The sequence below is a fragment of the Salinicola sp. JS01 genome, from assembly GCF_030284585.1.
Classification (GTDB): domain Bacteria; phylum Pseudomonadota; class Gammaproteobacteria; order Pseudomonadales; family Halomonadaceae; genus Salinicola.
Genome location: NZ_CP127244.1, coordinates 3,097,160 through 3,121,425, shown reverse-complemented (window position 1 = coordinate 3,121,425; position 24,266 = coordinate 3,097,160). Strand labels below are relative to the sequence as shown.

Here is a 24,266-nt window from a genome sequence, read left to right as displayed (position 1 = left end):
TCGCTCTCGTCACAGCTCTTCGAGCGTGATGTGGTGATTGGTGAAGACGCAGATGTCGGCGGCGATGTTGAGCGACTTCTCGGTGATGTCGCGGGCGCCGAGCTCGGTGTTCTCGAGCAGTGCGCGGGCCGAGGCCTGGGCGAAGTGGCCGCCGGAGCCGATGGCGATGATGCCGCGCTCCGGTTCGACCACGTCGCCGTTGCCGGTGATGATCAGCGAAGCGCTCTTGTCGGCCACCGCCAGCATCGCCTCGAGGCGGCGCAGGGCGCGGTCGGTGCGCCACTCCTTGGCCAGTTCCACCGCGGCCTTGGTCAGGTGGCCCTGGTACTTCTCGAGCTGGGCCTCGAAGCGTTCGAACAGGGTGAAGGCGTCGGCGGTGCCGCCGGCGAAACCGGCCAGCACCTGGCCACGATAGAGCCGGCGGACCTTGCTGGCGTTGCCCTTCATCACCGTGTTGCCCAGCGATACCTGGCCATCTCCCGCCAGCGCGACCTGGTCGCCACGGCGCACGGATACGATTGTGGTCATCAAGCTACTCCTTGTGGCGCGCCGTCGGGAGCCGATCTGAAACGATCCGCCGCGACCGCTGTGGGTCGGGCGGCCGGCAACCACCCGACGGCGCCGAAAAAGACGTGCGGCATCGCGAGATCGCGATGCGCCGTGCTGGCAGAGGTGCGGGCAGTCGGGACGGAAATCAAGCGAGGCGGGTTATCGAAGGTGGTGGGGCGGCCGAACTTTGAGCGCCTTTCACGACCGCTAGACGACGTGGGCTTATCCGGCGGCAGGGCGTCGCGAGGGCGCTGTAAACCCTTCCCTGGGCGCTACCTTTGCCATCCCTGGCAAAGGACCCTCGCTTTGCCCTGCCCCCGGCGCCCATCGTCAGATGGGTTTGGAAATGGGCTCTAATCTGGAGAGATAGGGCGAAGGCGGGGAGAGATAGGGCGAAGGCGGGGAAAAGAGCTGGTTGGGTAGAAGGGTGGGAAGGTGCGTGGGCAAGCGCCTCTCCGCCCCGGATCGGTGCGCGTGACCGATCCGGGCAGGCGAGCGCACCGTTTTTCAGGCAGTGCTTAGAGGGTGTTTACAAATTCGGCGAGCGAAGGCAGGACAAGGCAAAAATCGGTCGAAAAAGCGGAGTTTACACGGGGTAAATGAGCATTTTAAGACCGATTTTAACGCCGTATTGGCGAGCGCAGGCAGTTTGTAAACACCCTCTTAGTTCTGCAGCCGGATCATCAGCGGCTCGATACCCTGTGTCACCATCAGATCCTGGGCCCGATTGAGCTCGCGGGTATCGCGATAGGGGCCGACCTGGACCCGGTGCCAGATCTGATTGCCGTTGGCGCGCACGTCGGTGATCTTGGCCAGCAGGCCGAAATCCTTGAGCCGGTTGGCGAGCCGTTCGGCGTCGGCGATATCGCGGAACGATGCCGCCTGCAGCATGTAGCTGCCGGTCGCGGCGGGCTGTTTGGTCTGGTTGGCGGCGTCGTCGGCCGCCGCCTCCTGGCTGGCCTTGGCGCTGGCCTCGGGGCTGCTGCTACTGCCACTGCTGCTGTTCGGCGCGATCACCTCGGTTTCCGGCAGCAGGGTGTAGAACTCGAAGGTGGGTGTGGCCGGCTGGGCGCTGCTGGTGCCCGCCTTGCCGCTCTCGCTGCTGCCGGCGCCGCCGCTGGCCGAGCTGCTGCTCGACTGGCTGGCCGGCTTGGGTACCACCGCGGCCACCGGCTCCGGCGAGGTGTGGTCGAGATACTGCGACAGCGCGAAACCGCCGATCAGGCCGGCGATCGCCCACAGCCAGCCGGGGATACCGCTGACCCTCTGGCTATTGCCTGAACTGCGCGCGCGGGCGCGGGTGGTCGCGCCCTTGGGCGCGGCACGTGAGTTGTGCGCGGGGCGTCTGGCCATCCTCTACATCTCCTCGGGAGCGCTGACGCCGAGCAGCGCCAATCCATTGCTGATCACCTGGCGCGCGGCCAGACCCAGGGCCAGGCGCGCGTTGCGCAGTCCGGCATCGTCGACCATGACTTTCTGGGCGTTGTAGCAGGTGTGGAAATCGCTCGCCAGATCGATCAGATACTGGGCGATCTGGTGCGGCTCGCGGGCCTCGGCGGCGCGCTCCACGGTGTCGGGGTAGCGCGCCAGGCGGTTCATCAGCGCCTTCTCCTGGTCGGCGTCGAGACGCTCCAGATTGGCCATGGCGGTGGCGTGGTCGAACGCCAGGCCATCGCGCTCGGCCTTGCGCAGCACGCTGCAGACCCGGGCGTGGGCATACTGGATGTAGTAGACCGGGTTGTCGTTGGTCTGCGAACGGGCCAGATCGATATCGAAGGTGAGCTGCGAATCGGCGCGGCGCGCGGCGAGGAAATAGCGCGTGGCGTCACGCCCGACCTCGTCGATCAGATCGCGCAGGGTGACGTAGCTGCCGGCGCGCTTGGAGAGCTTGACCTCGACCCCGGAGCGGGTCACCAGCACCATCTGGTGCAGCACGTAGTCGGGCCAGCCCTGGGGGATGCCGACCTCGAGCGCCTGCAGCCCGGCGCGCACCCGGGTCACCGTGGAGTGGTGGTCGGCGCCCTGCTCGTCGATCACCCGGGTGAAGCCGCGCTGCCACTTGTTGTGGTGGTAGGCGACATCGGGTACGAAGTAGGTGTAGCTGCCGTCGGACTTGCGCATCACCCGGTCCTTGTCGTCACCGAATGCAGTGGTGCGCAGCCACAGAGCGCCGTCGGCTTCATAGGTGTGGCCGTTGGCGATCAGTTGCTCGACCGTCTCCTCCACCCGGCCCTCGGCGTAGAGCGAGGATTCGAGGAAGTAGACGTCGAACTCGACCTCGAACGCCTTGAGATCGAGATCCTGCTCGCGGCGCAGGTAGGCCACGGCGAAGGCGCGGATCGCCGCCTCGTCCTCGGGGTCGGCGGCAGCGGTCACCTCGCGATCGTCGGCGGTCACCGTCTCGCCGGCCAGGTAGGCCTTGGCCACGTCGGCGATATAGTCACCGCGATAGCCGTCCGCCGGCCACTCGGCATCCTCCGGGGTGAGGCCGTGGACGCGCGCCTTGACCGAGCGCATCAGGTTGTCGATCTGGGCCCCGGCGTCGTTGTAGTAGAACTCCGAGGTGACATCGTAACCGGTGGCCTCGAGCAGACGGCTCAAGCAGTCGCCGATCGCCGCGCCGCGGCCGTGACCGACGTGCAGCGGGCCGGTGGGGTTGGCCGAGACGAACTCCACCTGCACCTTCTCGCCGCCACCCTTGAGGCTGCGACCGAAGGTGTCGCCGGCGTCGAGGATGGCGCTGACCACGCCGGCGATGGCGTCGGTGGCGGCGAAGAAGTTGATGAACCCGGGCCCGGCGATCTCCACCTGACGCACGGCGTCGCTCGCCGGCAGCGCTGCGACCAGCTTGTCGGCCAGCTCGCGCGGCTTGAGGCCGGCCGGTTTGGCCAGCACCAGGGCGAGATTGGTGGCGTAGTCGCCGTGGGCCTTGTCGCGGGCCGGGTCGACCTTGATCGCCGGGCTGACGTCGGCCGGCAGCTCGCCGCGCTGTTTGAGTGCCGCGACGGCGTCGTCGAGCAGTTGGATGATCGTCTCTTTCATGGCCTGCTTCGTAGTCGTGGGGCCTGTCGCCCGGGGCATGGTCACCCGAGCTTGGCGCGGGTAAAAGGCCGCCATTATCGATGATTGCGCACGGGCTTTAAACCCTGATGCGCCGGCCATCGGCGGGATGTCGAGCGAATACGCGGCCGCTCAGCTCAGGCTCATCGGGTCGACATCCAGTGACCAGCGCACCCGGCGCGAGCTCTCCTGCTCCAGTCGCGCGACCAGCCAGGCGGCGGCCTCGTGCAGCGCGCTGCGGCGCTCGGCGCTCAGCATCAGCTGGACATGGTAGCGGTTCTGGCGCCGCTCCATGGGTGCCGGCACCGGCCCCAGGGCGTGCACCGGCGAGCCGTGTGTGGCCAGCCACTCGCGCAGCGCCTCGCCGGCGGCCTCGGCGGTGGCCTGAGCGTCGGCCTCCTTGACCGCCTCGAAGCGTGCCAGCGCCAGGTGACGATAGGGCGGCAGCGCGGCCAGGCGCCGCTCTTCCAGCAGCTGGTAGGCGAGGGCGTCGTAGCCGCTGTCCGCCAGCAGGCGCAGGTTGGGGTCGTCCGGGTGCAGCGTCTGTACCAGCACGCGGCCGGGACGCTCGGCGCGCCCGGCGCGCCCGGCGACCTGGATCAGCAGCTGGGCGCTCTGCTCCAGGGCGCGAAAATCGCTGGCATAGAGCCCGGCGTCGGCGTTGACCACCACCACCAGCGTGACATGCGGCAGATGGTGGCCCTTGGCCAGCATCTGGGTGCCGACCAGCAGGCTCGGCTCGCCGCGGCGGATCTCGCCGAGCACCTGATCGAGTGCCTCCTTACGCCGGGTGCTGTCGCGATCGATGCGATAGATCGGCGTCTTGGGGAAGAGTGTCGTCAGCGTCTCCTCGGTGCGCTCGGTACCGGCGCCCAGGGGGCGCAGGTCGGCGCTGCCGCAGCTGGGGCAGGCGTCCGGCTGCGGCTGCTGGTGCTCGCAGTGGTGGCACACCAGGCGCGGCGGTTGGCGATGCAAGGTGAGACGTGAGTCGCAGTGGCTGCATTCGGCGATCCAGCCGCACTGATGACAGGCCAGCGAGGGCGAGAAGCCGCGCCGATTGATGAACACCAGCACCTGCCCCTCCGCCGCCAGGGCCTGGCGGATCGCCTCGATCACCGGCGGGATCAGCCCGCCCTGGCGCACGCGGCCGCGCAGGTCGGTCAGCTCCAGCCGCGCCGGGGCGTGGCGGCTGGCGCGGGTGGTCAGGCGCAGATGGCGGTAGCGCCCGCTGCGCGCCTGGGCCAGGCTCTCCAGTGACGGCGTGGCGCTGCCCAGCAGGATCGGGATGCCCTCGCGGTGGGCGCGGGCGATGGCGAGATCGCGGGCGTGGTAGCGCAGGCCATCCTGCTGCTTGAACGAGCCGTCGTGCTCCTCGTCGACGATGATCGCGCCGGGACGCGCCAGCGGGGTGAAGATCGCCGAGCGGGTGCCGATGATCACCGGCGCGCGGCCGCTGCGCGCGGCCTCCCAGGCGTCCAGGCGCTCGAGGTCGGTGAGCCCGGAGTGCAGCGCCACCACCGGCACCCGGAAACGCTTGCGAAAGCGCGCCAGGGTCTGCGGGGTGAGGCCGATCTCCGGCACCAGCACCAGCGCCTGCTTGCCCTGGCCGAGCACGGCTTCGATCAGTTGTAGATAGACCTCGGTCTTGCCGCTGCCGGTGACGCCGTGGAGCAGGCAGGGATGGTAGCGATCGAGCCCTTCGTGCAGTGCCGCCAGCGCCGCCGCCTGCTCGCGGTTGAGGGTCAGTGCCGGGGTCGCCAGCAGCGGCCCGGAGGGCGCCGCCGATGCGGTCAGCGGCTCTTCGTGGCAACTGACCAGGCCGCGCCGAGCCAGGCCCTGGAGCTGGGCCCGGGTGAAGCCCTGGGCGCTGACTGCGCTGGTGACCAGGCCGTGGCGATGCTGGGCGAGCAGCGTGACCAGCTCGCGCTGGCGCGGCGCGCGGGCGAGCTGTTCCAGTGCCGTCGCCTCCGAGGTCTCCAGACGCCAGCGTTCGCGGGTGCGCGCTTCCAGCGGGCGCCCTTGGCGCAGGGGGCCCGGCAGGGCGTTGTGCAGGGTGTCGCCCAGCGCGTGCTGGTAGTAGCGCGCGGTGAATTCGCACAGCCACAGCCAGTCCGCCGGCAGCGGTTCGGCATCGAGGCAGGCGACGATCGGCTTGAGCTGGGCCAGTGGTAGGTCGCTCTCGGCGGCGCAGGCGATGACGATGCCCACCAGCTCGCGGCGCCCGAAGGGGACCTTGACCCGGATGCCCGCGCGCCAGCCGCCGGCAGGCGGGGCGCCGGCGGGGCGGTAGTCGAACAGCCGGCGCAGCGGGGTGGATACGGCGACCCGCAGCACGCGCGCCTGCGTGGCCGGCGCTACGGCGTCGGGCTTGAAATCTGCCAATTGGCCTCCATTCAGAACAGTGCTAGAATGCTGCGCCTTCCGACGTAGGGTGCGTCTTTTATCCGAGGTGGCGCCGCCGGGCAAGTCCGGTGCCGCGAAACTTCGGGATTCCAGGCGTTCCGGTCGCGCGGGAGTCAACCGCTAATCCCTATCCGTGTACGGTGCCTGGCAAACGATCAGGTGGCGGTACACTGCCAGCGAGGCTTCACGATGAAACAGGCTATTCACCCCGAATACAAGAAGGTCACCGCGACTTGCTCCTGCGGTGCGACTCACAGCGTCGGTACCACGGCGAGCGAAGATTTCCATATCGACGTCTGCTCCCAGTGCCACCCGTTCTACACCGGCAAGCAGAAGCAGGCGACCACCGGTGGCCGCGTCGAACGCTTCAACAAGCGCTTCGGTGCTGCCGTGCGTCGCGGCTGAACGACGCCACGCCGAGCGCTCGCGCTCGGCCCGGTCGCTGACCGCAAACGTCGCTGACCGACAACGATGCCCCGGCCCTGGCCGGGGCATCGTCGTTCTGGCCCACCTGTCTTGCCTGGCTCTACTCGTCCCTGGCTCGATCCGCGTCTCTTCGCAGGCGTTGTCTCTCTGCTTGGCTTTGCGCCTCTCACCTCCCTTCTTCTTGCTCTTCTGTGTAGCGTCCTCTGCCGGTGCCGACGCAGCGACTCAAGGCGCTTGGGCGTCTTGATAAGGGATGCTCTATGGCTGGTTGCTCAGATATAAGTTGCAGCAAATGGCTGCGATATGAGCCAAAAACGTATTCAATGGTCGCCAAGCTCCAGCAACGTGTTCGCGTTGTTCGGCGCGGGTTTTTCCGTTAGGCTGGCGCCACCCAATGACCTGGATACGAGAAAAAGCCCATGAGTGACGACAAGCGCCAGGCTGCGCTCGACTACCACGCCAAGCCTTTTCCGGGAAAGCTCTCGGTCGAGCTGACCAAGCCGACTCAGACCGCCAAGCATCTGGCGCTGGCCTATAGCCCGGGCGTCGCTGAGCCGTGTCGCGAGATCGCTGCCAACCCCGAGGATGCCTATCTCTACACCGGCAAGGGCAACCTGGTCGCCGTGGTGTCCGACGGCAGCGCCATTCTGGGGCTGGGCAATCTGGGCCCGCTGGCGAGCAAGCCGGTGATGGAGGGCAAGGGCGTGCTGTTCAAGCGCTTTGCCGGCATCAACTCGGTGGATATCGAGGTCGAGGCGGATTCGCCGCAGGAGTTCATCGATACCGTCGCCAACATCGCGCTGAGCTGGGGCGGGATCAACCTCGAGGACATCAAGGCGCCGGAGTGTTTCGAGATCGAAGCCGCGCTCAAGGCGCGCTGCAACATTCCGGTGTTCCACGACGACCAGCACGGCACCGCCATCGTCACCGCGGCGGGGCTGCTCAACGCCCTCGATATCGCCGGCAAGACCCTGGATGCGGCACGCATCGTCTGTCTCGGCGCCGGCTCGGCGGCGATCGCCTGCATGAAGCTGCTGCTGGAGTGCGGTGCCCGCGCCGAGAACATCTACATGCTCGACCGCAAGGGCGTGATCCATGCCGGGCGTGACGATCTCAACGCCTACAAGGCGCAGTTCGCCACTCCGACCGATCGCCGCACCCTGGACGATGCCATCGAGGGCGCGGACGTCTTCGTCGGGCTCTCCGGCCCCAATCTGCTCAACGCCGAGCAGCTCAGCCGGATGGCCGCCGATCCGGTGGTGTTCGCCTGCTCCAACCCGGACCCGGAGATCCACCCGGACCTGGCGCGCCAGACCCGCAGCGACGTGATCATGGGAACGGGGCGCTCCGACTACCCCAACCAGGTCAACAATGTCCTCGGCTTCCCGTTCATCTTCCGTGGAGCGCTCGACGTGCGCGCTACCACGATCAACGAAGCGATGAAGATCGCCGCGGTGCATGCGCTCAAGGATCTGGCGCGGGAGCCGGTGACCCAGGAGGTGCTCGACGCCTACGAGCTCGACGCGCTCTCCTTCGGCCGGGGTTACATCATCCCCACGCCGGTGGATTCTCGCCTGCTCGAACGCATCCCGGCCGCCGTGGCCCAGGCCGCCATCGACAGTGGCGTGGCGTGCAAGCCTTATCCGGCGCACTATCCGCTGAAGAGCGTCAAGGATATCTACGGCTAGTAAGACCGCCGTGGCGTTCTAGATGACATCACTGCCGCCCCAATGGGCGGCAGTGTCGTTTGGGGAGCTCGCCTACTGGCTAGGCGCTCACCAGTTACACGATCACCAGCTATGCGCTCACCAGCTATACAACAGCGACACCGAGGTGGTGGTGTCGGTGCGGGCGTCGGCATCCGGCGGTGGATGGGTGTTGCTCTTGACGTCGTAGGAGACACGCAGCGCCAGGTGCGAGTTGAGCTGCGAGGTGATGGTCGAGAGCGAGCGCGTGGTGACGCTGATATGGGTCGCTTCCACCGACATCTCCTGGTCGAAAGAGATGTCCTCGCTGAAGTTGTAGGTGTAGTCGAGCGCCGAGTAGGCCAGCGGCAGGTCGTCGCTGGCCTTGCTCTTGTCGGCGTAGTCATCGTGGCGATAGCCGGGGCCGACCTCGGCGGAGAGGGTGTGGGTGGGGCCGTTGAGCAGCTGGCGCCCGTAGCCGCCAATGGTGGTGAACTGCCAGGCGTAGCCGCTGAAACGATCGCGCTCCCAGCGGGCGAAGCCGAACAGATAGTTGTCGTCGCTCAGCTCGTAGCGCTCGCGTCCGGCGACCAGATACTGCTCGCTTGTGGTGTTGTCGTTGTCCTGCACGCTGCGCGTCTCGGCGCGAAACGTGTGGGTGAAGCGCCCGGTCAGCCAGGTCAGGCGCCCCTTGGCCAGCAGCGTCTGGGTATTGCTGTTGCCGGTCAGACGGGTATAGCCGAGCTCAGCGCTACCGCTGAAGTTGGGCGTGTCGTCATCGGGCGCCGGCGGCGCGTAGAACAGATCGGCGGACGCGCTCGAGGCCAGCAGGCAGGTGGCTAGCAGCAGCCAGCGGCAGCGGGGCAGGGGCATGACATCTCTCCCGGCATGGGGGCGACGAACGGTGGCACTGAAAACGGCCCTCGGATCCGACCCGGGGGCCGCCACGACGGGCGCGGCGGGGCCTGCGGCGGGGCGGCAGTGACGCCGCCCGAGATGCTTCAGAAGATCGCCTCGTAGGTGCCGGTACCCTGGGAGCCACTCTGGTCTTCCAGCTCCGGCTTGATGCCGCGGGGCTGGTAGTCGGGCACGTTCTGCTTGCGGAAGATCTCGTTGATGCCACCGGGCTGGTCGTCGTGCAGGCGCTTGCCGGTATCGGGGTCGATACGCACGCTGACGATATCCGCCGGCGCTTCGGGGATCACCTGCGGGGTGCCCTTGAGCGCCGGGCCCATGAACGCCTTCCAGATCGGCAGGGCGGCCTGGGCGCCGTACTCGGCGGTGGTCGAGTTGTCATCCTTGCCCACCCAGACGGTGGTCACCAGCGAGTTGTTGAAGCCGGAGAACCAGGCGTCGCGCTGATCGTTGGTGGTGCCGGTCTTGCCCACGATGTCGGCGCGATTGAGCGACAGTGCGCCGCGCCCGGTGCCTTTCTCGATCACGTCGCGCAGGATGCTGCGCAGGATGTAGAGCGCATCCGGCTCGACCACCCGGGGGGCGAGGCGACGCGGTTCGCCGTCGACTTCGGTCTGGGTGGCGTCGGCGGCGCAGTCGCGGCAGGCGACCAGCGGGTTAGCCTCTTCGACCACGGTGTTGTGGCTGCCCTGGGTGATCTTGTCGATGTACCAGGGCGACACCTGGAAACCGCCGTTGGCCAGCACCGCGTAGGCGTTGGCGATCTCCAGCGGCGTCAACGAGGCGCTGCCCAGCGCCAGCGACAGGCCGTGGGGCAGGCGGTCGCGGGAGAAGCCGAAACGCTCGAGGAAGTTGAGCGCGTTGTCCAGTCCCAGCGACTGCAGCACGCGGATCGTCACCAGGTTGCGCGAGGTGTAGAGACCTACGCGCAGCCGGGTGGGGCCGAGGAAGCGCTGCTCGGCGTTCTCCGGGCGCCAGTCGTCGGCGCCGAACTGCTCCATCACGATGGGAGCATCGTTGATGATCGTCGCCGCGGTCATGCCGCCCTCTTCCAGCGCGGCCAGATAGACGAACGGCTTGAAGTTGGAGCCGACCTGGCGCTGGGCCTGGATGGCGCGGTTGAACTTGCTGGCGGAGAAGCTGAAACCGCCCTGCAGTGCTTCGATCGCACCGGTGTTGGGATCGAGCACCACGATCGCGCCCTCGGCACCCGGGCGCTGGCCCAGACGCCAATGATCGCCATCGCGCAGGATGCGCACCAGATCGCCGCGGCTGGCGATCGCCGCGGCATTGGCCGGCACGCCGCCACGCCACTTGGCGCTGTGATACTCCCGCGCCCACTTGAGGCCATCCCAGTCGAGGGTGATCACCTTGCCGTCGGCGTCGAGCACGCGCATCTGCTTGCCTTCGGTGGAAACCACGATCGCCGGCTGCAGCGGACCGTAGGCCGGCGTGCGCTCGAGCACCTTGAGCCAGTTGCTGACGTCACCCTCGACGCCCTGGATCGTGGCCTGGCTGCTCTGGGCGGCCTGGCGTGCGGTCTGGATCACCTCGGGAGACTCCGACAGCTCCTCCTCCAGGCCCTTGCGCTCGGTGCGGTCCTGGGCCTCGACCAGACTCGGCGGGACGTCCTTCTCCTCCGGCCCGCGCCAGCCGTGGCGGGTGTCGTAGTCGATCAGCCCCTGCACCAGGGCATTACGGGCCTCGGTCTGCAGGCGGCTGTCGAGGGTGGTGGTGATGCGGATATTGTCGGTATAGGCCTTGTCGCCGAAGCGCTCGACCGCGTAGCTGCGCGCCATCTCGGCGACGTAGGGGGCATCGACCTCGGTCTGGGCGATGTGCCGGCTGGCGGTGATCGGCGCCTTGACCGCCTTGTCGTAGGCGGCCTGATCGATGAAACCGAGATCGCGCATGCGATAGAGGATCCAGTTGCGCCGGATCAGCGCGCGCTCGGGGTTGGCCAGCGGGTTGAAGCTGGAGGGCGCCTTGGGCAGGCCGGCGATCATCGCGTACTGCGGCAGGGTGAGCTCGTTCAGAGGCTTGCCGTAGTAGGTGTTGGCGGCGGCAGCGACGCCGTAGGAGCGGTTGCCCAGATAGATCTTGTTGACGTAGAGCTCGAGGATCTCGTCCTTGCTCAGAATCTGCTCCATCTGCAGCGCCAGCAGGATCTCGCGGATCTTGCGGGTGAAGGTCTGATCGAGCGTCAGCAGATAGTTACGCGCCACCTGCATGGTGATGGTACTGCCCCCGGACTGGATGTCGCCGCTGGAGGCCAGCTCGACGGCGGCGCGTGCCAGCCCCTTGGGGTCGACCCCGGGATGGGTGAAGAAGCTGGCATCCTCGGCCGCCAGCAGGGCATCGATCAGCGGCTTGGGAATCTGGTCGAAGCTCACCGGCATGCGGCGCTCCTCGCCGTACTCGCCGATCAGCTTGCCGTCCTCGGTATAGATGCGCAGCGGCGTCTGCAGTTCGTAGTTCTGCAACTGGTGGACATCCGGCAGCCCCGGGGCGAAGTAGAGCGCGGCACCGACCACCGCCAGCAGGGCGCCGGCGCCGAGCGAGAGCAGCAGCCAGAAGGCGGTGGACAGGAGTCGGGTAAAGAGCTTCATGGGCAGAGTGCAATTCCTTGACGGAGGTCGGTGCGGCCGGTCGCGCGTCAGCCATCCCTGGCCTTGAGGATGTCGAACCAGTGAGCGTTATCCAGCGGGCATTATATGGACGCGACCGAATCGGGGCCAGTTTCCACCCCCTCGGTTCCTGCAAGCAGCGCGCAATCTATGTAACGAAATGTCTCAAGTCGGCCGCGGACCCGCCGTTAAACGGGATGAGGATGGTCGCGTCTTCCCCCATTTTCGCGTTCCGCTAGTGGGTTTCATGGCGAGGTAGGACAGTGTTGCGCCCGAAAAGGTCCCTGAAGTGTTACGCCTGAAACGATCTCAGAGAGGCCTGGTCGGGGTCGATATCACCTCCGCCACGGTCAAACTGCTCGAGTTGGAGCGCCACGCCGGGCGCTTGCGCATCGACAGCTATGCCGTGCGTCCGCTGCGCGAGGGGGCGGTGGTCGAGCGGCGTATCCGCGATCAGCGCGAGGTCGTCGATACCCTCAAGCGGGCGGTCGAGCACGGCCGGCTCAAGTCGCGTCGGGCGGTCGTGGCGGTGCCCAATTCGGCGGCGATCACGCGCAAGCTGACACTGCCTGCCTCGCTCAGCGACGAGGATATCGAGGCGCGCATCCAGATGGAGTCGGAGAAGTACGTCCCCTTTCCGCTCAACGAGGTCGCCTTCGACTTCCAGCGTCTGGGACCCAACCGGCGCTACGAGGACCAGCAGGAGGTGATGCTGGTGGCCTGCCGGGTGCAGGACATCGAGCAGCTCACCGCGACCCTGTCCGAGGCCGGTCTCGAGGCGGTGGCGGTGGACGTCGAGGGGTTCGCGCTGGAGCGCATGTGGGGCGACATGGCGAGCCAGTTCGACAGCGCCGACGCCGTGGCGCTGGTCGATATCGGCGCCAACCTGTGTGCCTTCCACGTGCTCAAGGGCGGCCGCATCGTCTATAGCCGCGACAACCTGTGCGGCGGGCGCCAGCTCACCGACGCCATCAGTCGTCGCTATCGCATCAGCTTCGAGGAGGCGGGGCGGGCCAAGAAGCGTGGCGGCCTGCCCGATGACTATCGCCAGCAGGTGCTGACCCCCTTCATCGATACCTTGATCCAGCACATCGGCCGTTCGCTGCAGCTCTACTATACCGCCGCCGGCCAGCAGGAGATTCGCCAGCTGGTGCTCGCCGGCGGCTCCTGCGTGCTGCCGGGCTTCGTCGACCGACTGCGCGCTCAGAGTGGGCTGGAGGCGACACTGGCCAATCCGTTCTGCGGCATGCGCGTGCATCCGCGCCTGGATGTCGATGCGCTGGCCGCCGACGCGCCGGCGATGCTCACCGCCTGCGGTCTGGCCATGCGGGTGCGTGCATGAGTATCGAGATCAATCTGCTGCCGTGGCGTGAGCGCGAGCGCCAGCAGCGCACCCGGCGTTTCCAGAAAGGCGTGCTGCTGGCGCTGTTGCTGGGGCTGGTCGCCGGCGGGCTGATCGCCCTGCATCAGCAGGCGCTGGTGCGCGCGCAACAGGCCCGCCTGGGGATGATCGAACGCCATACCCAGCAACTCAACCGGGACATCGAGTCGGTGCGCGACTTTCGTCACCTGCGCGAACGCATGCTCGAGCAGATCGACCTGATCGGCAAGCTGCAGGCGAGCCGGCCGCTCACCGTCGAGGTGTTCGACCAGCTCACCGCGACGCTGGTCGATGGCGTCCACTACACCAAGCTCGTGCGCCACGACCACACGCTCGAGCTCGATGGTGTGGCTGCCTCCAATCGTCAGGTCTCCGAACAGATGCGGCGTCTCGCGGCGAGCCCTGCGCTGGGCGTACCGCTACTGTCCGATGTCAGCGCCGGTGACGGCGCCGATGCACCGCGGCGCTTCCAGATGAGTGTCGAGGAGCAGGCGGCGGACGCCACCGACGTGAACGCGGCGTCGGCACCATGAGAGGGCTGCGGTGGTGCCGGCAGCGCCTGCGTGGCTGGGTGCAAGAGCAGGCGCGTCAGTTGCGCGAGCTGCCCTGGCGCGAGCTGGATCTCAAGGAGTCGGGCTCCTGGCCCACCAGCCTGCAGGCGCTGATCGCGCTGGCGGTATTCACGCTGGCCCTGCTGGCCGTGCAGTGGCTGCTGGCGTCATCGCCGCGGGAGCAGGACGCGCGCCTGGTGGCGCAAGAGACGCAGGCGCTTTCGCGCTTCGAGACGCTCTCCTATCAGGCGGTCAACCTGCCGATGATGCGTCAGCAGATGGGCCAGCTGAAGGTGCGCATGCAGCGCGTGCTCGAACAGCTGCCGAGCGACGCCGAGGTACCCGCGCTGCTCGATGCGATCAGCGATGCCGCCCGCGAACAGCAGTTGAGCATCGACAGCATCAAGCTTGAGCCGGCGGTGGCACGCGAGTTCGTCTTCGAGCAGCCGTTCGATATCCAGGTGCGCGGCGGCTATCACCAGATCGCTGCCTTCCTGGCCGAGGTCGCTGCCATGCCGCGGATCGTCACGCTGCACGACTTCACCCTGGCGCCGGTAGCGGGCTCGCCCACGCTGCGTTTGACGATGCTGGCCAAGACCTACCGCTATCGCGAGACGGATGACGCCGCCGGCGCGGGGGCTGGCTCATGACGTCGGGCGCACGGAGGCGGTGGCCTGTGCGCCTGGGGCTGGCGCTGGCCGGTATCGCGCTGCTGGCGGGCTGCAGCGATGCCCATCTGGATGCGCTCGAGCAGCATTTGCAGACGCTGCGCCAGAAGCCGGAAGGCAAGATTGCGGCGCTGCCGGAGATGCCCAGCTACGCAGTGGCCGCTTACCACGGCAGCGCCATGCGCAGTCCCTTCGCCCCCGCCGGGCAGGCCCTCGAGGCGCTGCCGCCACCGGCCGAGCCCCGCGAACAGCGCGAGCGTCAGCCGCTCGAGGCATTTGCGCTGAAGAATCTCGCGCTGGTGGGCACGCTGAGCGTCGGCGACACGCCGTCGGGGCTGATTCGGGCACCGGACGGGCGTCTCTATCGAGTCTTCGTCGGTGACTATCTGGGGCGCGACCAAGGCCGCGTCGTGAAGATCACGCGGCGCAGCCTGAGTCTGGTGGAGCGTGTGCGCGACACCCAGGGGGCGTGGCGCGAGCGTACCCGCCAGTTGAATCTGGCAGCCTCGCAGGATGCCGGCGCGCCACGGGTGTCGCAATGAGTTCGCCAGGCAGGTGCTTTGCCGAGCGCCAGCCGCCGAGGCGGTGCCAGCCAAGCAGATCAGCAGGAGAACGAGCATGACGCGTCGACGGCGGTGGATGAGCGGGCTGCTGGCCTGGCTTTTACTGGGGCTAGCCACGCCAGCCTGGGCGGCGCCAAGCCTGACCGCGCTTGACTTCACCGAACGGGGGCCTGGACGTCTCGACGTCGAGCTGCGCTTCAGCGGCGGGGTGCCGCAGGTAAACGGTTACCAGACTGCCGCGCCGCCGCGGCTGGCGCTGGATCTGCTCGATACCACCAGCGCGCTGGCGCAGAACCGCTTCGCGCTCGCCGGTGGTGGGGTCGAGTCGCTGCGCGTGCTGGCCGCCCCGAGGCGTACGCGGCTGGTGTTCGCACTCGACGAGGCCCTCGACTACCGCCTGGAGCGTCTTGCGGATCGTCTGGTGGTGCATCTGGGCGCCGCGCCGGCGGCCAGTACTAACGCGGCGACACCCGCGCCGGGGTTCGTCGCCGAAGCCGGGCGCGAAGCGCCAGGCGTGAGCCATGTTTCCGCTACTTCTACCAGTCGGCCGCGGGTGGAGGCGCTCGATTTTCGCCGTAGCGACACCGATCACGGCGAGCTGCTGGTGACTCTCGACCGGCCCGGGGTGGCGGCCTCGGTCTCCGGCAGCGGGCGTCAGGTCACCCTGACGCTGCCCGACGTGGTGCTGCCGGACGCCCAGTATCAGACACTCGACGTGAGCGACTTCGGCACTGCGGTGACGCGTATCGTCCCGCGGCGCGATGCCGGAGGGGTGAGCTTCGAGATCAGCGCGACGCGGGCGGTGGAGCCGCTGGTGACCCAGAACGGGCGCGAGCTGCGCCTGGAACTCGCCCCGCAAGACCAGGGCCCGCGCGCCGCGACCAGCGCCAGTGCCCCCGGCGCAACGCCGAGCTACAGCGGCAAGCCGGTGACGCTCGACTTCCAGGACATACCGGTACGTGACGTGCTCTCGATCATCGCCCAGGTCTCGGGGCTCAACGTGGTCGCCAGTGATAGCGTCCAGGGCAACGTCACCCTCAATCTGGTCGACGTGCCCTGGGATCAGGCGCTCGATCTGGTGCTGCAGAGCCGCGGCCTGGCGGCGCGGCGCACCGGCGATGTCATGGTGGTGGCGCCGGCGGGCGAGCTGGCCAGCCTGCAGCGCCAGACCCTGGAGAGCCGTGAGCAGTCGCAGCAGCTGGCGCCGCTGGTCACCGAGTTCGTACCGATTCGCTATGCCAAGGCCGACACCCTGGCCGGGCTGCTGCGCGGTGGCGAGGGGGTGGGGCTGATGTCCGAGCGCGGCCGGGTGACCGTCGATGTGCGCACCAATACCCTGATCCTGCAGGACACCCGTGACCAGCTGGAGGCGATCCGGCGCACCATCGAGCAGCTCGACGTGCCGGTGCGTCAGGTCCAGATCGAGGCGCGCATCGTCATCGCGCGTGACAGCGCCACGCGAGAGCTGGGGGTCAACTGGGGCATGTCTTCGCCGGCCGGCGGGCGCTTCAACCTCAGCGGTGCCGCCGATGGCGACCCCTCCAGCGTGCCCACCACCAGTGACGACCCGCAGTCCTATGGCGGCGGTCTGGCGGTCGATCTGGGCAACGCCACACAGCCCGCCAGCGCCTTCAGCTTCGGCTATCTCTCCGGTGACGTGCTGATCGACCTGGAGCTGCGCGCGCTGGAGAGCGAGGGCAAGAGCCAGACCATCTCCCAGCCCAAGGTGATCACCGCCAACCAGCGCACCGCGGTGATCAAGCAGGGCCAGGAGGTGCCTTATCAGGAGGCGTCCTCCAGCGGTGCGACCACCACCGAGTTCAAGGAGGCGGTGCTGTCGCTGGAGGTGACCCCGCAGATCACCCCGGACGACCGCATCATCATGGATCTGCGGGTCAACAACGACGATATCTCGGACACCCGCTTCGATGGCGCGCCGGCGATCGACACCAACGAGATCCAGACCCAGGTGCTGGTCGACAACGGCGAGACCGTGGTGCTCGGCGGCATCCTCACCTCTGAGCAGCTGCATACGCTGTTCAAGACGCCCTTCCTCGGTGACATCCCGGTGATCGGGCAGCTGTTCCGCTATACCCAGGAGAGCAATGAAAAGGTAGAATTGCTGATCTTCATTACGCCCAAGATCATCGAGGACAGACTGGCCATTCGCTGATGCGGTCGCTTCCCAATCTTTTTCTCATCGGCCCCATGGGGGCCGGCAAAAGCACGATCGGCCGCCTTCTGGCGGCCGAATTGCAGCGTGAATTCCTGGATAGCGACCATCAGATCGAGGCGCGATGCGGGGCGAATATCCCGTGGATTTTCGACGTCGAGGGCGAGCAGGGGTTCCGCGATCGCGAGACGGCGATGATCGACGAGCTGACCCAGCGCAGCGAGGTGGTGATGGCCACCGGCGGCGGCGCGGTGATGCGCGAGCTCAACCGCCAGTACCTGCGTGAGCGCGGCACCGTGATCTACCTGGCGACCACGGTCGAACAGCAGATCCGGCGCACCGCCCGCGACCGCAACCGCCCGCTGCTGCGCAATGCCAACCCCGAGCAGGTACTGCGTGATCTGTTCGCGCTGCGCGACCCGCTCTATCGTGCCACCGCCGATCTCGTCGTGCGCACCGACCGCCGCAGCCCCAAGAGCGTGGTGGCGGACATCGTGCGCCGGGTCACGCGGCTCAGTCAGCCGCTCCAGGCCGAGGTCTCGCCGCCGCGCTAGGCGTGGTGTTAAGAGAGTCGTGTCGCTACGAGAGTCGTGTCGCTACAACCGTTGCGCCACTATCGGCGTGCCGCTTCGTTTACTCGCAAAAGGGTTACCCGTCATGACGCAGTCTTCTTCCGCTGCCATGGAGTCGCTCGACGTCGCGCTCGGCGAGCGCGCCTATCCCATCCACATCGGCGCTGGGCTGCTCGACGAACCGGGCTGCCTGCTGCCCTATCTGGCCGGGCGTCAGGTGATGATCGTCACCAACGACACCGTGGCGCCGTACTATCTCGACCGGCTCCGCCACGCCCTGAGCGGGGCGGATCTCGAGGTCTGTGAGGTGATCCTGCCCGACGGCGAGGCGACCAAGACCCTGGCCTCGGTGGAGCGCATCTGGGATGCGCTGCTGGCGGCCGGCTTCAATCGCCGCTGCACCCTGATCGCCCTGGGTGGCGGCGTGATCGGTGACATGGCCGGCTACGCCGCGGCGAGCTACCAGCGCGGGGTCGCCTTCATCCAGGTGCCGACCACGCTGCTGGCCCAGGTCGACTCCTCGGTGGGCGGCAAGACCGGGGTCAACCACCCGCGCGGCAAGAACATGATCGGCGCCTTCTGGCAGCCGCGCGCGGTGCTGATCGATACCCAGACGCTGGCGACACTGCCCGGGCGCGAGCTCTCGGCGGGGCTGGCCGAGGTGATCAAGTACGGCCTGATCTGGGATGCGGCCTTTCTCGACTGGCTCGAACGCGAGATGCCGGCGCTGCGCGCGCTGGATGCCGCGGCGATTCGCCATGCCATTCGCCGCAGCTGCGAGATCAAGGCGGAGATCGTCGCCGAGGACGAGACCGAGCAGGGCGTGCGTGCGCTGCTCAATCTCGGCCACACTTTCGGCCATGCCATCGAGGCGCACCAGGGTTACGGCAACTGGCTGCACGGCGAAGCGGTGGGCGCCGGCATGGCGATGGCCGCGGCGCTCTCCGCCGAGCGCGGCTGGCTCAGCGCGGCCGAGGTCGAGCGCATCGGGACCCTGCTGACGGCGGCGGGGCTGCCGCAGACTGCGCCCGCCGCCATGGGTGTCGCCGATTTTCTCGAGCGCATGCGTCTGGACAAGAAGAATCTCGACAGCCGCCTGCGGCTGATCCTGCTCGAAGCGCTGGGGCGCGCCGCGATCCACGACGATACCGACCCGGCCATGCTCGAACGCCTGATCGAGCATTTCCCCCGCGCCTGAGAGGGTGTTTACAAAATGCCTGCGCTCGCCAATACGGCGTTAAAATCGGCCTCACTGAACGAAGTTCAGAACGTCCGAAGGACGGCCCGAAGGGCGAGCGGAGCGAGTAAAATGCTCATTTACCCCATGTAAACTCCGCTTTTTCGGCCGATTTTGCCTTGTCTTGCCTTCGCTCGACGAATTTGTAAACACCCTCTGAGGGCGCCACGCCACATATCTGCCATCAGGCGCTTGCATCACGCGCCCGTCCGACGGGGCGGGCGTCTGCCTGAGACGGTGCGTCTGTCTCACCCGCGACGATGCGTCTGTCTCGCCCGAGGCGTTGCCCGGCCTGTTGTGACGCGCGCCACCCCGCGACCTGTTCGCTTCGGGTCCGACCCCGTCGGTGGCGCCCGTTCATCGCGCTGTCGTCTTCGTCGCGTCAAACTCCCCGTCGCGTCAAACGCTTCGCCGCTCCAGGCTCTCCGTCGCTCCAAATTTGCGCTGCGCTGCCGTTGCCGCAGTGACGCTCGTTGTGACTGACGCCGATGCTGTCCGTACCGCCGCGCCACGAGCGCGCTCAAGCGTGCGACGCGAGGGGGTTGGTGGCGGTTGGGGTATCGGTGTCGGGGTGGGGTATGCCTGTAATTGGCATGCTCTATGTCGTATCGGCATGGGGTGATGGAGCGGTTTTGAGGTGCCAATGTGTAACAGGCTCCTGCTTTAGACTTTGGTCTAATCCCTCTGGCTAAGCCGTTGAGCTGTCAGGGTATTTTTTTAGTTATAAATATAAGTCACAGATTTTCAATGGTTTTGTCGCTTGGGTCAGGCCAGGGCGCGATTGCGTTGGGGCGGGGGAGTGGCTATTCTGGGCGGCCTTTTGACGCCGTTTCGTGGCGCCAGCGTCGGCGCGGGGTGACGCTGAAAACCGGCTTTCAGCCCGGTTAAGAATAATAAAAAACCTTGCATTATCTCCCTGTATTTTACCGAACGCAAGTTCCCCTGTTCTGTGAGGCACGCCCATGATGAGAGGTCTTCACCAGCCCGGCGAATTCCGCGACAACTGCGGCTTCGGACTGATTGCGCACATGGAGGGGCAGGCCAGTCACGATCTGCTCGAGACGGCGATCGAGTCGTTGACGTGCATGACCCACCGTGGCGGTATCGCCGCCGATGGCAAGACCGGCGATGGCTGCGGTCTGCTGCTCAAGATGCCGGTCGGCTTCATGCGTGAAGTCGCCCAGGAAGCGCTGGGCGTGGCGCTGGGTGAGCGCTTCGCCGTTGGCTGCGTGTTCTTCGCCGATGACGATGGGCGTGAAACCGAGGCGCGCCAGGTGCTGGAGCGCGAACTCGAGGCTCGCGGCCTGACCGTCAAAGGCTGGCGCGACGTGCCCACCGATCCCAGCGTGTGCGGCCCGATGGCGCTCGACTGCCTGCCGCGCATCCGTCAGGTGTTCGTCGAGGGCGACCCCTCGCAGTCGGACGCGGCTTTCAACGTCGAGCTGTTCATGGCGCGGCGTCTGGCCGAGCAGGCGCTGCGCGGCGATGAAGAGTTCTACGTCTGTTCGCTGTCGTCCAAGGTGGTCTCCTACAAGGGCCTGATGATGCCCGCCGATCTGCCCACCTTCTTCAAGGACCTGGGCGATCCGCGGCTGGAGACCGCGATCTGCGTCTTCCACCAGCGCTTCTCCACCAATACCGCACCGCGCTGGCCGCTGGCGCAGCCGTTCCGCTTCATGGCGCACAACGGCGAGATCAACACCATCGAGGCCAACCGCGGCTGGGCCAATGCGCGCAAGGCCAACTTCGTCAGCCCGCTGCTGCCGGATATCGAAGGCCTCGACGAGGTGGTCAACACCACCGGTTCCGACTCGTCGAGCATGGACAACATGCTCGAGGTGCTGCTCACCGGCGGCATGGATCTCTACAACGCGGTGCGCATGATGGTGCCGCCGGCGTGGCAGAACGTGGAGACCATGGATGGCGACCTGCGCGCCTTCTACGAGTACAACTCCATGCACATGGAGGCGTGGGATGGCCCCGCCGGTATCGTCATGACCGAAGGCCGTCATGCGGTGTGCATGCTCGACCGCAACGGCCTGCGTCCGGCGCGCTGGGTGATCACCGACAACGGCTATATCACCCTCTCCTCCGAGATCGGGGTGTGGAATTACGCCCCCGAGTCGGTGGTGGCCAAGGGTCGCGTGGGCCCGGGGCAGATCCTGGCGGTCGATACCGAGACCGGTGAGGTGCTGCACACCGACGATATCGACCAGCGGCTCAAGTCGGCCTACCCCTACAAGCGTTGGCTCAATGAGCACGCCCACTATCTCGAGTCGGCGCTGACCGAGCTGGCGCGCTTCCAGCCGATGTCCCTCGACGAGCTCAACGTCTACCAGAAGATGTTCTCGGTGACCTTCGAAGAGCGCGATCAGCTGCTGCGCCCGCTGGCCGAGAGCGGCCAGGAGGCGGTGGGATCGATGGGCGACGACACGCCGATGGCGGTGCTGTCGCGTCACAATCGCCTGCTCACCGACTTCTTCCGCCAGAAGTTCGCTCAGGTCACCAACCCGCCGATCGACCCGTTGCGCGAGGCGATCGTGATGTCGCTGGAGACCTGCTGCGGGGCCGAGCTCAACGTCTTCGAGGCGACCCCTGAGCACGCCAACCGGCTGATTTTGACCACGCCGATCCTGTCGCCGCGCAAGTTCACCGCGCTCATCGAGCAGGAGGACCCGGCATTCGCCGCGGTGCGTCTGCCGCTGCACTACGACCCCGAGACCACCACGCTGCGCCAGGCGCTGCACGCGCTGTGCCAGCGCGCCGAGCAGGCCGCCCGCGACGGCAAGGTGCTGCTGGTGCTGTCGGATGCCGAGCTGGAGCAGGGCAAGCTGCCGATCCAGGCGCTGCTCGCCACCGGCGCGGTGCACCATCATCTGTCGCGGTTGGCGCTGCGCCCGCGGGTCAACCTGATCGTCGAGACCGGCTACGCCCGTGACGCCCACCAGATGGCGGTGTTCTTCGGTGTCGGCGCCACCGCGATCTACCCCTACCTGGCCTATCAGGTGATGGCCGACATGCACCGCACCGGCGAGCTGGTGGGCAACCCGGCGGATACCCGCGAGAACTATCGCAAGGGGATGCAGAAAGGCCTCTACAAGATTCTGTCGAAGATGGGGATCTCGCAGATCTCCTCCTACCGCGGCTCGCAGCTGTTCGAGGCGGTGGGGCTCGGCAGCGAGGTGATGCAGACCTGCTTCACCGGAATGATGTCGCGGATCGAAGGGACCGGCTTCAGCGAGCTGCAGATGCAGCAGGAGCTCTCCGCCCGCGACGCCTGGATTCCGCGCAAGGGGCTCAAGCAGGGCGGGCTGGTCAAGTTCGTGCACGGCCACGAGTACCACGCTTACAACCCGGATGTGGTGATGAAGCTGCAGCAGGCGGTGCAGCAGGGCGACTATACCCAGTGGAAGGCCTTCGCACGCCTGGTCAACGAGCGCCCGGTGGCCACGGTGCGCGATCTGCTGCGCCTGAAGCCTGCCCCCGAGCCGCTGCCGCTCGACGAGGTCGAGCCGGTCGAGGCGCTGCTGCCGCGCTTCGACAGCGCCGGCATGTCGCTCGGCGCGCTGTCGCCGGAGGCCCACGAAGCGCTGGCCCAGGCGATGAACGAGACCGGTGGCCGCTCCAACTCCGGTGAGGGTGGCGAGGATCCGGCGCGCTACGGCACCATCCGCTCCTCCAAGATCAAGCAGATCGCCTCCGGGCGCTTCGGCGTCACGCCGGCCTATCTGGTCAACGCCGAGGTGCTGCAGATCAAGGTCGCCCAGGGCGCCAAGCCCGGCGAGGGCGGTCAGTTGCCCGGCGGCAAGGTCAACGAGATGATCGCGCGGCTGCGCTACGCGGTCCCCGGCGTGACCCTGATCTCGCCGCCGCCGCACCATGACATCTACTCGATCGAGGATCTGGCGCAGCTGATCTTCGACCTCAAGCAGGTCAACCCGGCGGCCCAGGTCTCGGTCAAGCTGGTCTCCGAGCCGGGCATCGGCACCATCGCCACCGGCGTGGCCAAGGCCTATGCCGACCTGATCACCGTCTCCGGCTACGACGGCGGTACCGCGGCGAGCCCGATCACCTCGATCCGTCACGCCGGCAGCCCGTGGGAGCTGGGCCTGCCCGAGGTGCACCAGGCGCTGCGCATCAATGGCCTGCGTGACAAGATCCGGCTGCAGACCGACGGCGGGCTCAAGACCGGCCTCGACGTGGTCAAGGCGGCGATTCTCGGCGCCGAGAGCTTCGGCTTCGGCACCGCGCCGATGGTCGCGCTGGGCTGCAAGTACCTCAAGATCTGCCACCTCAACAACTGTGCCACCGGGGTCGCCACCCAGCACCAGGAGCTGCGCGACGAGCACTTCCGCGGCACCGTCGACATGGTCAAGCACTACTTCCGCTTCATCGCCGAGGAAGTGCGCGAGCTGATGGCGCTGCTCGGTGTGCGCAAGCTCACCGATCTGATCGGGCGTACCGATCTGCTCGAGTGCCTCGAGGGCGAGACCGCGGCACAGCGCAAGCTCGACCTGAGCCCGCTGCTGGCCAACGACTTCGTCCCCGCGGACGCACCGCAGTTCTGCCAGGTCAGCCGCAACGTGCCCCACGACCCCGGCGCCAAGAACCAGGAGCTCTACGACGCCCTGATCGGGGCGATCGAGGCCAAGTCCGGCGGCGAGTTCAGCTTTACGATCACCAACTGTGACCGTTCGGTGGCCGCCCGGGTCTCCGGCGAGATCGCCAAGCGTTACGGCGAGGCGGGGCTCGAGGATGCGCCGATCACGGCGCGCTTCACCGGCGTGGCGGGGCAGAGCTTCGGGGTGTGGAACGCCCGCGGCCTGCATCTCTATCTGGAAGGCGACGCCAACGACTACGTCGGCAAGGGCATGAACGGCGGCAAGGTGGTGATCACGCCGCCGCGCTCCAGCCGCTTCAACAGCCACGAGACGGCGATCATCGGCAACACCTGTCTCTACGGCGCCACCGGCGGCAAGCTGTTCGCCGCGGGCACCGCCGGCGAGCGCTTCGCGGTGCGCAACTCCGGTACCCATGCGGTGATCGAGGGTGCCGGCGATCACTGCTGCGAGTACATGACCGGCGGTCTGGTCTGCGTGCTGGGCAAGACCGGGATCAACTTCGGCGCGGGCATGACCGGCGGCTTCGCCTATGTGCTCGACGAGGATCGCGGCTTCGTCGATCGCTACAACCACGAGCTGGTGGAGATCCACCGTATCAACACCGAGTCGATGGAGGCCTATCGCCGCCATCTGCGCGAGGTGATCACCGAGTACGTGGCAGAGACCGGCTCCCGGCGCGGGCGCGAGATCCTCGAGGATTTCTCCGACTTCATCCGCCACTTCTGGCTGGTCAAGCCCAAGGCCGCGAGCCTCAACGGCCTGCTGGCCCAGTCCAGGCGCCAGCCGGAATAAGCAGCGGCGTCAGCCAGAATGTGAGCCGGCGCAAGCCCGAAC

At 67.3% G+C, this 24,266-nt stretch carries 16 protein-coding genes; 10 read left to right on the top strand and 6 right to left on the bottom strand.

Annotated features, from left to right (window positions below; all coding sequences use genetic code 11):
• Positions 1 to 9: 9 nt before the first annotated feature.
• The 4 genes from hslV to QO259_RS14205 all read right to left on the bottom strand — a co-directional run bounded on the left by hslV (position 10) and on the right by QO259_RS14205 (position 5,991).
• Entirely contained in the window at positions 10 to 528 is a 519-nt protein-coding gene (gene hslV / locus QO259_RS14220; protein ID WP_035475675.1) for an ATP-dependent protease subunit HslV, read from the bottom strand.
• Positions 529 to 1,212: 684 nt separating this feature from the next.
• Positions 1,213 to 1,902 carry an SPOR domain-containing protein gene (locus tag QO259_RS14215; protein WP_285950447.1) on the bottom strand — a complete coding sequence of 230 codons (690 nt, stop codon included), beginning with the start codon at positions 1,900 to 1,902 and terminating at the stop codon, positions 1,213 to 1,215.
• A 3-nt stretch (positions 1,903 to 1,905) separates the two neighbouring features.
• The gene (gene argS / locus QO259_RS14210; protein WP_285950446.1) at positions 1,906 to 3,591 is read right to left on the bottom strand and encodes an arginine--tRNA ligase; all 1,686 of its coding nucleotides are present in this window, start codon (positions 3,589 to 3,591) and stop codon (positions 1,906 to 1,908) included.
• Between the two features lie 150 nt (positions 3,592 to 3,741).
• The gene (locus tag QO259_RS14205; RefSeq protein WP_285950445.1) at positions 3,742 to 5,991 is read right to left on the bottom strand and encodes a primosomal protein N'; all 2,250 of its coding nucleotides are present in this window, start codon (positions 5,989 to 5,991) and stop codon (positions 3,742 to 3,744) included.
• A 210-nt stretch (positions 5,992 to 6,201) separates the two neighbouring features.
• On the opposite strand from QO259_RS14205, the gene rpmE reads away from it, so the two are divergent.
• Together rpmE and QO259_RS14195 are read left to right on the top strand one after the other, a co-directional pair.
• Positions 6,202 to 6,417 carry a 50S ribosomal protein L31 gene (gene rpmE, locus QO259_RS14200; RefSeq protein WP_035475666.1) on the top strand — a complete coding sequence of 72 codons (216 nt, stop codon included), beginning with the start codon at positions 6,202 to 6,204 and terminating at the stop codon, positions 6,415 to 6,417.
• A gap of 440 nt (positions 6,418 to 6,857) precedes the next feature.
• Positions 6,858 to 8,126, top strand: a complete 1,269-nt coding sequence (locus QO259_RS14195) for a malic enzyme-like NAD(P)-binding protein (protein WP_285950444.1) — start codon at positions 6,858 to 6,860, stop codon at positions 8,124 to 8,126.
• Positions 8,127 to 8,243: 117 nt separating this feature from the next.
• On the opposite strand, the gene QO259_RS14190 is transcribed toward QO259_RS14195, so the two are convergent.
• Entirely contained in the window at positions 8,244 to 8,996 is a 753-nt protein-coding gene (locus QO259_RS14190) for a DUF481 domain-containing protein (protein WP_285950443.1), read from the bottom strand.
• A 128-nt stretch (positions 8,997 to 9,124) separates the two neighbouring features.
• Positions 9,125 to 11,647 (bottom strand): penicillin-binding protein 1A, encoded by a 2,523-nt coding sequence (locus QO259_RS14185; RefSeq protein ID WP_207033087.1) that lies wholly within the window; start codon positions 11,645 to 11,647, stop codon positions 9,125 to 9,127.
• 307 nt (positions 11,648 to 11,954) lie between these two features.
• Here QO259_RS14185 and pilM point away from each other — a divergent pair, with 307 nt between their 5' ends.
• From pilM to gltB, 8 genes are all read left to right on the top strand, one after another.
• A complete protein-coding gene (pilM, locus tag QO259_RS14180; protein ID WP_285950442.1) occupies positions 11,955 to 13,007 on the top strand; it encodes a type IV pilus assembly protein PilM in 1,053 nt (350 codons plus the stop codon).
• Entirely contained in the window at positions 13,004 to 13,579 is a 576-nt protein-coding gene (locus QO259_RS14175; protein ID WP_285950441.1) for a PilN domain-containing protein, read from the top strand. The genes pilM and QO259_RS14175 overlap by 4 nt, the downstream gene beginning before the upstream one ends.
• On the top strand, positions 13,576 to 14,247 hold the full coding sequence (locus QO259_RS14170) for a type IV pilus inner membrane component PilO (protein ID WP_207033081.1): 672 nt from the start codon (positions 13,576 to 13,578) through the stop codon (positions 14,245 to 14,247). Before QO259_RS14175 ends, QO259_RS14170 begins: the two co-directional genes overlap by 4 nt.
• A gap of 26 nt (positions 14,248 to 14,273) precedes the next feature.
• Positions 14,274 to 14,807: a pilus assembly protein PilP gene (locus QO259_RS14165; RefSeq protein WP_285950440.1), complete on the top strand. Its 534-nt coding sequence runs from the start codon at positions 14,274 to 14,276 to the stop codon at positions 14,805 to 14,807.
• A gap of 76 nt (positions 14,808 to 14,883) precedes the next feature.
• Positions 14,884 to 17,001 (top strand): type IV pilus secretin PilQ, encoded by a 2,118-nt coding sequence (locus QO259_RS14160; protein WP_285950439.1) that lies wholly within the window; start codon positions 14,884 to 14,886, stop codon positions 16,999 to 17,001.
• Complete coding sequence (gene aroK, locus QO259_RS14155) at positions 17,001 to 17,555, top strand: shikimate kinase AroK (protein WP_207033077.1); 555 nt, start codon at positions 17,001 to 17,003, stop codon at positions 17,553 to 17,555. Before QO259_RS14160 ends, aroK begins: the two co-directional genes overlap by 1 nt.
• Before the next feature lie 103 nt (positions 17,556 to 17,658).
• A complete protein-coding gene (aroB, locus tag QO259_RS14150) occupies positions 17,659 to 18,771 on the top strand; it encodes a 3-dehydroquinate synthase (RefSeq protein ID WP_285950438.1) in 1,113 nt (370 codons plus the stop codon).
• 1,001 nt (positions 18,772 to 19,772) lie between these two features.
• On the top strand, positions 19,773 to 24,224 hold the full coding sequence (gene gltB, locus QO259_RS14145; protein ID WP_285950437.1) for a glutamate synthase large subunit: 4,452 nt from the start codon (positions 19,773 to 19,775) through the stop codon (positions 24,222 to 24,224).
• Positions 24,225 to 24,266: the final 42 nt, after the last annotated feature.

Bases quoted from the DNA above. Each gene is read 5' to 3' on its own strand.
- QO259_RS14195 (WP_285950444.1), top strand. From the start codon at position 6,858: ATGAGTGACGACAAGCGCCAGGCTGCGCTCGACTACCACGCCAAGCCT.
- aroK (WP_207033077.1), top strand. From the start codon at position 17,001: ATGCGGTCGCTTCCCAATCTTTTTCTCATCGGCCCCATGGGGGCCGGC.
- argS (WP_285950446.1), bottom strand. From the start codon at position 3,591: ATGAAAGAGACGATCATCCAACTGCTCGACGACGCCGTCGCGGCACTC.
- rpmE (WP_035475666.1), top strand. From the start codon at position 6,202: ATGAAACAGGCTATTCACCCCGAATACAAGAAGGTCACCGCGACTTGC.
- QO259_RS14175 (WP_285950441.1), top strand. From the start codon at position 13,004: ATGAGTATCGAGATCAATCTGCTGCCGTGGCGTGAGCGCGAGCGCCAG.
- aroB (WP_285950438.1), top strand. From the start codon at position 17,659: ATGACGCAGTCTTCTTCCGCTGCCATGGAGTCGCTCGACGTCGCGCTC.
- gltB (WP_285950437.1), top strand. From the start codon at position 19,773: ATGATGAGAGGTCTTCACCAGCCCGGCGAATTCCGCGACAACTGCGGC.
- hslV (WP_035475675.1), bottom strand. From the start codon at position 528: ATGACCACAATCGTATCCGTGCGCCGTGGCGACCAGGTCGCGCTGGCG.
- QO259_RS14185 (WP_207033087.1), bottom strand. From the start codon at position 11,647: ATGAAGCTCTTTACCCGACTCCTGTCCACCGCCTTCTGGCTGCTGCTC.
- QO259_RS14160 (WP_285950439.1), top strand. From the start codon at position 14,884: ATGACGCGTCGACGGCGGTGGATGAGCGGGCTGCTGGCCTGGCTTTTA.
- QO259_RS14215 (WP_285950447.1), bottom strand. From the start codon at position 1,902: ATGGCCAGACGCCCCGCGCACAACTCACGTGCCGCGCCCAAGGGCGCG.
- QO259_RS14170 (WP_207033081.1), top strand. From the start codon at position 13,576: ATGAGAGGGCTGCGGTGGTGCCGGCAGCGCCTGCGTGGCTGGGTGCAA.
- QO259_RS14190 (WP_285950443.1), bottom strand. From the start codon at position 8,996: ATGCCCCTGCCCCGCTGCCGCTGGCTGCTGCTAGCCACCTGCCTGCTG.